Annotated in this window: 9 protein-coding genes; all 9 read right to left on the reverse strand. The window is 41.2% G+C overall.

Annotated elements, in window-relative coordinates:
• Positions 1-114: 114 nt before the first annotated feature.
• The 9 genes from IGL32_RS12800 to IGL32_RS12840 all read right to left on the reverse strand — a co-directional run bounded on the left by IGL32_RS12800 (position 115) and on the right by IGL32_RS12840 (position 12,497).
• Positions 115-1,668 (reverse strand): hydantoinase/oxoprolinase N-terminal domain-containing protein, encoded by a 1,554-nt coding sequence (locus IGL32_RS12800; RefSeq protein WP_002360919.1) that lies wholly within the window; start codon positions 1,666-1,668, stop codon positions 115-117.
• Positions 1,669-2,763, reverse strand: coding sequence for a DUF917 domain-containing protein (locus IGL32_RS12805; RefSeq protein WP_002354727.1), 1,095 nt, complete (start codon positions 2,761-2,763; stop codon positions 1,669-1,671).
• Positions 2,764-2,782: 19 nt separating this feature from the next.
• Positions 2,783-4,057 carry a cytosine permease gene (locus IGL32_RS12810; protein ID WP_002381011.1) on the reverse strand — a complete coding sequence of 425 codons (1,275 nt, stop codon included), beginning with the start codon at positions 4,055-4,057 and terminating at the stop codon, positions 2,783-2,785.
• Positions 4,058-4,092: 35 nt separating this feature from the next.
• Positions 4,093-4,272 carry a hypothetical protein gene (locus IGL32_RS12815; protein WP_223302471.1) on the reverse strand — a complete coding sequence of 60 codons (180 nt, stop codon included), beginning with the start codon at positions 4,270-4,272 and terminating at the stop codon, positions 4,093-4,095.
• Between the two features lie 465 nt (positions 4,273-4,737).
• Positions 4,738-6,300 (reverse strand): PucR family transcriptional regulator, encoded by a 1,563-nt coding sequence (locus tag IGL32_RS12820; RefSeq protein WP_002387602.1) that lies wholly within the window; start codon positions 6,298-6,300, stop codon positions 4,738-4,740.
• A gap of 23 nt (positions 6,301-6,323) precedes the next feature.
• Positions 6,324-7,571 (reverse strand): peptidase U32 family protein, encoded by a 1,248-nt coding sequence (locus IGL32_RS12825; protein WP_002368523.1) that lies wholly within the window; start codon positions 7,569-7,571, stop codon positions 6,324-6,326.
• A gap of 27 nt (positions 7,572-7,598) precedes the next feature.
• Positions 7,599-8,519 carry a peptidase U32 family protein gene (locus IGL32_RS12830; protein WP_002354722.1) on the reverse strand — a complete coding sequence of 307 codons (921 nt, stop codon included), beginning with the start codon at positions 8,517-8,519 and terminating at the stop codon, positions 7,599-7,601.
• A gap of 179 nt (positions 8,520-8,698) precedes the next feature.
• The gene (locus IGL32_RS12835) at positions 8,699-9,733 is read right to left on the reverse strand and encodes an FUSC family protein (protein ID WP_002379024.1); all 1,035 of its coding nucleotides are present in this window, start codon (positions 9,731-9,733) and stop codon (positions 8,699-8,701) included.
• Between the two features lie 268 nt (positions 9,734-10,001).
• Positions 10,002-12,497 carry an ATP-dependent Clp protease ATP-binding subunit gene (locus IGL32_RS12840; protein WP_156210168.1) on the reverse strand — a complete coding sequence of 832 codons (2,496 nt, stop codon included), beginning with the start codon at positions 12,495-12,497 and terminating at the stop codon, positions 10,002-10,004.
• Positions 12,498-12,499 lie beyond the last annotated feature (2 nt).

A 12,499-nucleotide genomic window follows, 5' to 3' on the forward strand; every position in this document is an offset into this window, starting at 1 on the left:
GCGAGACAGATATAGCTTCTTCTGTACTCTTCAGGATAAAACTTCAATCGACAGCCCTAGCCCGACCTCATATTTCAAATAACTCTTCTTATAACTTTTGCTTTGCACTGGTCCTCAATACATATTCCCAACCACTTTTACTCGTAAGCGGGTTGCATTTTCTGGATGATAGGCGAGTGGTGTTTCTTCCACCTCGACTAACTCGATTGTGCCAGGGACTGCACCCGCAAGTTCAGCTTGTTGGACGGCTTTTTCTTGGGCATCAGTCAACGCCGCGTCTCGTTGGATTTTTGAATAAACATAAATTTGTTCGTATTGTCCGCTAATCTGAGCGATAGAGGCACCGATGGCATTCGCCACTGCTCCGTTTTCGTTGCGAATTAGCGCTTTAACGCCTGTCAATTCTTCGGGGATGATAATACTCCCACCACCAACTAAAACGACCGTCACGTCTGCGGAACTGGTCTTCATGCGATCAATCGCTTCACTGACCAATTCGCCAATTTTTTGGTACACTTTTTCCGCAAACGCTTGGTCTAAATGAGCCACTTTGCTAGGATCACCAACTTGGGCATGGCCTAAGCGAACCGCAATATCAGTGGTCGTTAATTGTGTGCCGCCAAAAACAAGGGCCTCTTGTGTAATACGGTAGCCGACACTGTCGGGGCCAACTGTCACAGAACCATCTGGTTGTTCACGCACTAGACTGCCACCGCCGACACCAATTGACACGATATCTGGCATTCTAAAATTGGTCCGTACCCCGCCAACATCAACGGCCAGTGAAGATTCTCTTGGAAAGCCATCCACTAACACGCCAATGTCGGACGTTGTGCCACCAACATCTAAAACAACCGCATCTTTCAAGCCAGCTAAGTATGAAGCGCCACGAATACTATTGGTTGGTCCACAAGCAATGGTTAAAATAGGAAACTGTTTGGCATACGTTAACGACATTAACGTACCATCATTTTGACATAAGTACACTTGGGCATGATGAATTTTTTCTTGTTCTAAGGCTTGTTCAAAGCCTTCGCTGGTCACTTTAATTACTTTGTGCAACGCAGCATTCAAAATTGTCGCATTTTCCCGTTCAATTAAACCGACAGACCCAATCATTGAGGAGCAAGATACAGGAACATCTGCCCCTAACACTTCCTTCGCAAGCGCTTGAACAAACAATTCTTGGTCATTTTTTAAAGAAGAAAAAACGCCAATTACTGCGATTGCCTCTACTTCTCCTCGCCAAGACGCCAAAATCCCACGTAATTCTTCTTCGTCCAGTGCAGTCAATGGTTGTCCATCATATTCGTAGCCGCCATGTGCTAAAGCATACGTTTCTGAAAGAGTAGCCACTAAATCCTTGGGCCAAGCTGTGTAAGGCAAGACCGAAGCGGTTGCTGGATAGCCCAAACGAAGGACCCCAACTTTTGCTAATTTTTTTCGCTCAACAATGGCATTCGTACATTGGGTCGTGCCCAACATTGCATGTGTGACTTTGGTTGGGTCCACTGCTGATTCTGCCAAGACTTTATTTAAGGCACCGGCAATCCCTGTTTGAATATCATCGGTTGTTGGAACTTTCACTGAATGAATCAAGTTTAATTGATGATCTAAAATAACAGCATCTGTATTTGTGCCGCCGACATCGATACCGATTTTATACATTTATTTGTCCTCCTTCGCTACTAAGTTTTCTAGTGGTTGATAATCCATTTCGTAGCCGAAATACCGAGGACCCACTGTTTCGATACCTTTTTTCGTTCGCCAAGCGGCATTCGCTTTCAAGCCCATTACTTGGACACGTTTGCCGTATTTCAAGCTTTCTGTTGTCACAGGCGTTAAAGTTTCTAAATCTACCATACAAATCAAATCAGGCGTCATCGCAATCACCTGACCATCTTTCTCGGCAATTAAATTTTCATTTTGAAAATGGACGACTGCTTCTGAACCAGCATCACTGTTTAAGCCACTCAATTTGACACGTCCCAAATTGAAGCCACCTTTTACTTCTCGTTCCACATCTAGAATTTTTCCTTGGAACAATTCAAAGCCATCCGTAACTTCTACTAATGCTTGGCGTTTTTCTTGTTCATCTGCATAGGTACCTCGAATCACTTTGCCAATTTCTTCTGATAATGTCACGATGTTGTGAATACCATAGTCTTGTAATTGTTTGCCTGTCGCGGGATAAATGCTCACTAAAGCACTGGCGCCCATTTCAACCGTTTGAACACGAGCAAGACGTTCTGTCCAAGTATTATCAATCGTTTCCATAATGCCAATATTTCCTTTTTCATCAGTAATTGCCATAGGGGTCGCTGACATCCCATTCAAATGGAACGTTACCATAGGCAATTCTGGAAAGGCCCGACCCATACCATCACAATCCACCAAGGGAATGCCTAGCTTCGCTGCAACAACAATTGGAATCATTGAATTGACGCCCCCAGCTTCCATTGGAAAGGTCCCCGCAATCGTTTCTTGGTCTAAATATTTTCCTAACTTCTCAAAGACACGGACGAATTCGTCGCCTTTGGGAAATTTTTCAATTGCGACAGATGGGGCACCCATCATTGCGGCTGGTAGGAAAAAATCCTCCGCAGCTATCTCTTCTGGAGAAACCAGTTTGACAGGGCCGTTTTCTTCGATGGCGGACAAAGCCATCATTTTACCAATATAGGGATCACCGCCACCTCCTGTCCCTAAAAACGCTGCTCCTGTGGCTATATTCTCAATTGCTTCTGCATCTAAATAACGCATTCTCCGACACTCCTCTTCTTCATTCCATTTCTAATGATTCGGTGTTCGTCTGTTGACGTTTTGCACCGAAATAATAAATAACAAACGATAAAACAATGCCAATTAGCGGTTGGTTAGGCAATTGAGGGGCATTGGGAAAGAAACTCATAATCACCGGAATGCCCCCCACTGCAGCACCAATTAGCCATGAAAAAACACCTAATTTATTCACGCCAGGCGTTGGCTGCCATTTGGTTCGATCGCCTTTGTTAATCAACCAATAGGCAGCAATCATTACACCAGCCACAGGTGGCACCATCGCAGAAAGGACGGACATAATCGGCGTAAAGTAATTTAAAATCCCCACAACTGCTAATAAGGTTCCAATCGCGCCGGCCGCACCGACAGCGACTTTTTCTTTTTCTTTTGGAATATCAAAGACATTAATCAAGGCCAGTCCGCCAGAAAAAGCATTCACGGCATTCGTGGTCCAAGTTGCTAAAATTAGCGCAATAATTCCTAAAACTGGAAAACCGAGATTCATAAAAACTTCCGTGATATCTGCGGTGTTCGATGCAATGGTCAAGACCGCACCAACGCCAATCATCAACAAGCCTGTCGGTAAAATCCCTAAGGTGGCCGCTTTGACCACATCTTTACGAGAAGAAACATATTGAGAGTAATCTCCAGCAATTACTGCGCCTAATGCAAAAGAACCGACAGTCATTGAAAGACCTGACATAAAGCTTCCTGCTGTTTGAGGGGTATATTGACTAACAGCCGCCCAACCGTTGTTTCTTAACGAAGCCACCAAGCCATAAAGACAAACCAGAACTAACACAGGAACCGCAAAATAATTCAGAATTTTCAATATTTTTATGCCATAAAGAGCCGAAATAAGCATGATAATTCCCCAGATTAAGGAAGAAAGCGACACAGGTAAATCAATGCCGTAAATTTTTAAAAAGTTTGTGAAGGCGCCGCCGCTGACATTGGCTTGCAAACCAAACCAACCTAAGCAAGCAATCGCTAGAATAATAGAAATGATCTTTTGCGAACCTTGAATGCCAAACACTTGAGAAGCGACTTTGACAGAAGGTTCTTGTAAGTCGGAACTTTGAATTCCTTGTAAAATCATTAAAATAACAATAATACCGTAACCAATAAATCCTGTTAACAAAGCTTCCCATAAAGGCATGCCTGCAACTAACGTTCCTCCAATAATTAATCCTGGCACGCTAATCATTGCGCCCGCCCAAACAAATGCTAAGCTAAGCCACGATTGTTGTTGCTCGTTTTTTAATTTCATTCTCATTCCTCCTTAATTATTTTTTCAATTATAACGAAAAATCAGTCATAGGTCTTTTTCAAATTAAAAAAAATATCGAGGAAGTTTTGGCTTAAAATAAAAAATAGACAAGAACCTGGAACAAAAATCACTTTGGATTTTTGTCCCAGGCTTAAAAATTGATAAACGGCGGAAACAGAGGCAACACTACGCGTTGCTTCGATCTCAACAACTTCTAAGATGTTTTCTCGACATGCGTCTCGTCACAGTACAGCCTTCAAAAGAGCTACAGCTCTAAGAGTTGCGATGTTTCACTGTGAAGCACGAACAGATGAAATCATCGTACCTACTTGGTGAAGGTCCTTCGGAACTTACAAGGATAAAACTGTGACGAGCCTTTGGCGAGAAAACAATAAGCCGAAATTGTTGAGAATCACGAAGAACGTAGTGATTCGATGATGAACAATACCTACTTGGTCTCCAAAAATTAAAGAACACCGGGTAGGTATCATGCAACATCAACTCGTACCTCGTTGTGTTTTATGACAATTTTCGGAAATTCCTTCTTATTGCTGAGAAACACTATTTGCAAAGCAAATAGATGACATCTGCGATTACTCGATGTATTTGAGCCTTTGAGAGTGTTGAACAGTACCTACGTGGTTCTCGGAGTTAAACACTTCTGTCCCGACCTCTGTCTGCTTTTTTCATTCATTCGTGACCAAGCGATATAAGATCATCGCCAAATAGACTTCATAGGCTTCGGCGGCGTTAGTCATATCATAGCCGAGCGCTTCATTAATTTTACTGATACGATATTTGACCGTATTTTTATGAACAAATAGGCGTTCGCCGCATTCATTAAAATCACTACTTGCATCTAGTAAAAACGTTCCTAATGTCATTAACTGCTCTGATTCTTTTAAGAGAGGTTGGATAACTGCTAAGCGTTGTTGGATTGCTTCTTCTCCTGCTTGGAGACACGTCATCATTTGTTGAACTGTACGAATTTCCGCGATTGATAACACTTTTCTTTGTGGATAGACACGCTTTAAAAACGGCGCGACTTGATTAGCGGTTTGGTAGCTGACACGCACTTCAGTCGTGTTACGAACTTTCGGACAAAGGATGATTTCACCTAAATAATCCTGATAGTCTGTGGCTTGCAAGTATTCTTTACTAATCGTGGCTTCAGGCTGTTTGTGTAAATAATTACCTAAGAGAACAATCAGATAATTTTCTGTTTGCTGGACAATCGTTGTTTGGTAATAGTAACGTAGGAAATCTTTCAAATCTTGCTGAATAGCGTGGATTTCTTGTCCTTGTTGCCAAATGGGCAAAAGCCACATCGTTTCGACAGAAGAAATATCAATCATTAATTTTTTGGCTAATTGGTACATCTTATCACTTTCATCGTTAATGATTGCTTGGACTAAGGCATACTCACTGACTTCGTCATAGTTTTTCCCCCATAAATTCAGAGCCATCTGAACAACTTCCACCGCTTGATTCATCTCAAAAGAGGTTAACTGCTCTTCTTCTCGAATGAAGTAAAGCTTCAATGTTTGTCCATCTTTCTGAGGAAGTTTTTGCGAGGTAATGAAGTAGGTCGTTTCTCCCAGCGCTACTTTCTCTTGTGATTGATAAAGTAACTTGGTTAAGGGCAATTTCGTGCTTCGCGGCCAATTGATGGTGCTGATGATTTCATTGGTATATGTGGTTAACGCAATATTGACTTTTAAAAAATCGGATAGGATTTTCAAGGTCATTTCCACACTGCGGTTTTGTTCAGGCAAAAGGGAAACTTTTTCCAAGAGGTCCGTTGCAAAAGAAGCCATTTTATTTTTATTGACTAACAATTTCATGACTTCATAAATGACTTCGTTGTAGCGTAATGTGGGATCATTTTTAGGCATTTGGATTAAAATGAAACCTAAAGAATCCGCTAATTGAATCACTTCCTCTGCAACTTTCGGTACGATAATCCCAACGTAGTACAAGATTAGGCCTACTTCGCCTAATTCATGGAGATGCCGAATCGTTTCGCATTGCTTCACCACATCATGACGAATGGCACAAAATGAACCAATCAAAATTTCGCCAGCATGGTATTCATTTGTTTTGTGAAGTTTTTCCGAAAACAAAGACATATCAGAGACTTCTAAAAAAGAAAGAGAAGCAACAGATGTGTCCAATTGGTTTTTACCAGAAAGTACCGTTGCTTCTCGCAAAGACGGTAATTTTAATAAATCATTCACGCGGACACTCATAATTACTCCTCCTTTTGGCTGGTTTATTTTTTCTTACGAATCATATCGCCGACTGCAACAGGTTGCGTCACTTCCATTGTTAATAACATCATGGGATTAGGTGCCCGATCGATCGCTTCACCGTCTTCATTATACATCTCTTTAACGGTTTGGTGGAAATGGGTAAACCCAGGACCATAAAATTCAATTTCATCGCCGACACTGAAAAGGTTCCGTTGACGAATCGTTGCGACTTGCGTCTTTTCATTGTACGCAATCACTTCACCAACAAATTTATATTGCGGAATTTTACGACGTTCGCCGAATAATTGTTCATTTTCACTTGGTGTATTGTAATAAAAACCAGTTGCTAATTCACGTTGTGCTACTTTCCATAATTCATCAATCCACTCTTGTTGGCAGACATAGTTTTCAGGGTCTTCCATGTAAGAATCGACGGCTTTTTTATACACATTAGCGACTGTCGAAACATAGTGAATGGATTTCATGCGGCCTTCAATTTTAAAACTATCGACACCATTTTCAATTAATTCTGGAATATGTTCAATCATAGACATATCTACGGCGCTCATTGAAAACTCTTCTTCAACTTCCCCTTCGCTGGTTTTGCTCCGACGTTCTGTCCCAAAAGGCATATCAAATAACTCGTATTTCCAACGACAAGATTGAGAGCAACCGCCACGATTGGCATCCCGCATCGACATATGGTTGGATAAAGTACAACGTCCTGAATATGAAATACACATTGCTCCATGAATAAAGGCTTCAATTTCAATGTCCGTATTTTCACGAATCGCTGCAACTTCCTCCATTGAAACTTCGCGCGCTAAAACCACACGTTCTAAGCCTTCATTTTTCCAAAATTCTAATGTTTCATAGTTGGTTGCTGAAGCTTGTGTCGATAAATGGATGGGTAAACCTGGTGCTTCTGTCGCACAAATTTCGATTAAAGCTGGATCGGAAACAATCACAGCTGAAATTCCGATGTCTCGCAATTCTCTGAAAAACGCTCCTGCCCCTTCCTGGTTTCCTTCATGAGTGACCATATTGGCAGCGACATAAACTTTCGCATTATGTTCGCGGGCAAAGGCTACGCCTTCCGCCATTTCTTCTGGCGTGAAATTTCCTGCGCGGCTACGCAGACCGTAGGCATTCCCTCCGATATAAACGGCATCGGCACCGTAACGAATTGCGACTTTTAGTTTTTCTAGCGTCCCGGCTGGAGCCAACACCTCGGGACGCTTCAATGTTCGTTCTGTCATTACTTTCATGTTCTTCTTCCCCTTAAATGAATCAATTTATTTTATTGCATCGGCACTCAAATCAAAGAAACCATTGTCTAAGCCACGACCTGTTGGATGTAATTTTTCAATTTCAGCTGTTGCATGAGCTGCTTGATCTTCTGACCAAGTTCCCGCTTCAAGTGCTGCTTTCGCTTCAGCAAATAAGCGAGCAATCGCGACAAAATTTTCACCTGGCGTGTAAAGGCCATCGAGCTTCCATGTACGATAGTGATGGTCATACAAGTTTGTTAACTCATTCATCAAGTTCACATCGTTATTGGCAAAAATATGCGTACCATGACTATCTTCATAAATGGAATAGTGGGTTTCTGGTTTTTTGGGTTCAGAAATAAACAGCCCTTCGTCTTTCGTAACCCCTTTGTCGTTCTTTGTGTAATTGTAGTAATTTTGAATTAATGGGCGTTTCGATTGATGAATACAGGTCGCCCCATAGACAAGAATTTCAGCTGGAACTGCTAAGTTTTCTTCCATTGCGACCATTTCTTCAAAAGGTACTTCCCGAGCTAGGACAGCTCCGATGGCTCCTCGTTTACTCCAAAAATTGATTTGACGTGAGCTCGTTACCAAGGTTTCGCCATCATAAACGTAAGGAATTTCTAATCCATCTCGTTGCATAATAAACACAATACCCGGATCACCCAAAGTAATTTTATCGACGTTGATTTCTTTTAAAAATGTCAGATACTCTGGGACTAATTTCATTTTTTCAGGGTGCATAATGCCATTTACTGCAACTAGCACTTGTTTGCCCATTTCATGTGCACGTTTCACAATCTCGCGTTGTTCATCTCGTGTAAAAGATACGGGCAAACGTAACCCGAATGTTTCTTCTCCAATATATAATGTATCCACACCTGTTGCGAGTAATTCTACAGCCTGCTCAACAGATTCTGCAGTTGCAATCAGTTCAATCATAAATATAGCCTCCTTCTTTATGACCGTTTAATAGTATCATACGTTCACAAACTTTAAAAGAGCCTATCTGTATTAAACGTACATTTTTCACAATGTTTCCGAAAAAATTTTGGTAGAAAAGCGCCATCCGCTTACCTACCAAATGCTCTTTTTTTAATTACTGGTCATCTGTTCTTTGGTCACTCGTTCAAGTGATATTTTCGTTCATAAAACGTTACTACAACGGTGAATAGCCACGCTGCTGCTAAGCCTAACAAGCTGCCTAAAACAATCCCCAAAAAGCGGAATTGAATCAACGTTATCACGTACTGCTGACGAACGAGCAATGAAAGCATCAGAGCCATAGGCGTTGTGAAAAATTGCGCCAATCCATAATTACGACGAATAAAATACTCAACGGTCACAAATAAGATTGTAATCACGACAATCGATTCAAAAGTTGTCAAAGCTAAATTAAGCAGAAAAGCGGAAATAACCAATCCAATCGTTGTGCCAAAAATTCGCTGAATATTTCGCTGCTTAATCGCACGTAAATTGTCTCCTTGTAGAATGGATGCACAGGAAACGACTAACCAATACGGATTTTGTAAATGTAAACTTTCGCTGATATATACAGCAAAAAATAAAACAAAGCTATAATATATGCTATCTAATGGCGCTTCTGGATGCTGATAAATTCGTTCCCGTAATGATCGCTTAGCTAGCGGGACACTGATTTCCTTCTCTGTAAAATGCAACACTAGTGCAAACAAAATGGAAAAGCCAATGCCTAATAACATACAGCCACTCATGAACGGAATTTTTGCTAGCGGAATGCTCGTACTGGCACCCATCGCTGTCACCATCACACCAAAGAAGGCCCCTGGTTTTGAAATATCGTAGACTTCAAAGAAAAAGCGGCCACCAAAACCAACCAGTGCAACAACAATGGGAATAAGCCATGCAATATGGGTCGATAACATGCCTAACAAATTTCCTAAAAAAAGGTAACTACCGACCACAGATAAACGAGTCATTAACTGTTTTAATGGTAGCGGCTGATAATATAAAAAAGTAAAAATACCTAACGAGCCAAAGCTTGAAATCAATAATTGATGATTGATATAGCCCAAAAAAAGAATGCTGAACATAACCAAGCCAGCAAACACTAGTCGAAAAGGATTATCCTTTGGACGTTGATAATGTAGTAATTCTCGAAAAAAAGATTGTTCCATTCCATCACCCCTCCTTATTAACGTAGCACAGAAAAATCAATCTGGCAATTCTCAAAAAGAAATCGCCACTGGAAAATAGAAAAAGGAGCGTGGGACAAAAATCACTTTGGATTTTTGCTCCACGCTCAAAAACTGATACACGGCGAGAACAGAAGCAACCCCTTCGGAAATAAGCCGAAATTCTCCAAAAATTAAAGAACAATTTTCGGAAATTCCTTCTTATTTCTCGGAGTTAAACACTTCTGTCCCGACCTCCTTTGCATCTCATCTATACAGTTTGTAATTCTTTCGCTTCTGTCTTTGGTGCTTTTGGTGCCCGCACATTTAACGTAATTTTGCCTTTGCTAGCGCCTAAAGTTACTTTATCCCCTAACTGAATTTGACCAGAAAGAAGGGCTTCACTTAAACGATCTTCCACTTCTTTTTGCAAGGCCCGACGAATTGGACGTGCGCCATATTCTGGATCAAACCCGACTTTACCAATAACTTCAATTGCAGCTGGTGTGATTTTCACTTTAACCTCTTGTTCGGCCATCCGTTTCACGACAGATTGACTCATAATTTTTACGATTTCATGAATTTCCTCTTGTTTCAAGGAATGGAATACAACCGTTTCATCAATTCGGTTTAAGAATTCTGGACGGAAGGCTTTTTTCAATTCTTCCATGATTCGTTTTTGCATTAATTCATGATTTTTAGAAATGTCTTTCACATTGAAGCCAACATGTTTTTCTTCACGAATCGCTGTTGCCCCTAAATTGGAGGTCATGATTAAAATCGTGTTACGAAAATCGACTTTTCGTCCTTTGGCATCCGTTAAATGGCCATCATCTAAGACTTGTAATAAAATATTAAAGACATCTGGATGGGCTTTTTCTACTTCATCTAGCAAAATAACGGAATAAGGACGTTGACGAATTTTTTCAGTTAGTTGACCGCCTTCTTCGTAGCCGACATAACCTGGAGGAGAACCGATTAAACGGCTAGTACTGTATTTTTCCATAAACTCAGACATGTCCACGCGAATCAAAGCTTCTTCGCTGCCAAACATCGCTTCGGCTAAGGCTTTGGCAAGTTCTGTTTTCCCAACCCCTGTTGGTCCTAAGAACATGAAGGAACCAATCGGTCTTGCTGGGTCTTTCAAGCCACTACGCGCACGACGGATAGCGCGTGAAACAGCTTCAACTGCTTCATTTTGGCCAACGACCCGTTGATGTAAAATGGTTTCTAATTCCATCAATCGTTCGCTTTCTTTCTTCTCTAGCTGCTGCAAAGGAACGCCTGTCCATTGTGAAACAACCCCAGCCACGTCTTCTTCTGTTACTTGTGTACTGTAACCAGACAGACTTTTTTCTTTCACTGCAATCAATTCTTCTAGTTTTTCCATCACTTGTTTTTCTTTTTGACGAATCCGAGCAGCACTTTCAAATGATTGGTTTTGAATGGCCTCTTCTTTTTCCGTAATTAATTGAGAAATTTCGGTACGCAATTCATTAATTTCTGAAGGTTGATCTGCCTTATCTAAACGAACTTTTGCTGCAGATTCGTCCATTAAATCAATTGCTTTATCTGGTAATTGGCGGTCATTTAAATAGCGAATCGATAATTGAACCGCTGCATGTAGAGCTTCATCTGTAATTTCTACGCCATGATGTTTTTCATAGCGGGAACGCAAGCCTTTTAGAATTTCTTCTGCTTCTTCTGGGGTTGGTTCTGCTACTTGAATACGGGCAAAACGACGTTCCAAAGCGGCATCTTTTTCAATATATTTTTGGTATTCATCCAGAGTTGTCGCACCAATTGTTTGCAACTCGCCACGTGCTAAAGCAGGTTTTAAAATATTTGAAGCATCAATCGCCCCTTCTGCACCGCCAGCACCGATCAAGGTATGCAATTCGTCAATAAATAAAATGACTTGTCCATCTTGATAGATTTCATCGACAACTTTTTTCAAGCGATCTTCGAACTCACCTCGATATTTGGTTCCAGCAACCAAGGCACCCATGTCTAGCATCATTAAACGTTTGCCTTGCATATCTTCAGGGACTTCTCGGTTGACAATTTTCTGGGCTAACCCTTCTGCTATCGCTGTTTTCCCAACACCTGGTTCACCGACTAAGACAGGATTGTTTTTGGTACGGCGACTCAAAATTTGAATCAAACGACGGACTTCGGTACCGCGACCAACTACTGGATCCAAGCTTTGTTCTCGTGCTAACTTGGTTAAATCTCTTGCTAAAGAATCCAATGTTGGCGTCCCTTGTGGCGCATTTTTATTTTGACCATTCCGACGACGTTGTGCGCCATTGGGTTCGGAAACGCCCATTTTTTTCAATAATAATTGACGCATTTTGGATAAGCTTAATCCTAAATTCACTAAAATTCTAGACGCTAAAATTTCTTCGTCTCTTAACAAGCCTAATAATAAATGCTCGGTACCAATCTTTTGAGCCCCTAAGCGCTTCGCTTCATCTCCAGCACAGGCAAAGATTTGTTTGGCTCTTGGTGAATAAGGTAAGTATAAGTTGTTATTTCCCATTGGACTTTGCATGGTGCCATAGCCACTTAAATGCTCAATTTCTTCACGGATGTCTTCTGTGTCAGTATTCAATTGTCGTAATGTTTTTCCGGCAATCCCATTTGGTTCTAAAACGAGTGCTAATAATAAATGTTCAGAACCGACGGATTGGTGACGAAAATACTTCGCTTCTTCTTGGGCAATCGCCAGTACGGCTTTCGCACTTTCTGTAAATAGTTCATCCATAG

It is taken from the genome of Enterococcus sp. AZ035, assembly GCF_050548325.1.
Classification (GTDB): Bacteria; Bacillota; Bacilli; order Lactobacillales; family Enterococcaceae; genus Enterococcus; species Enterococcus faecalis.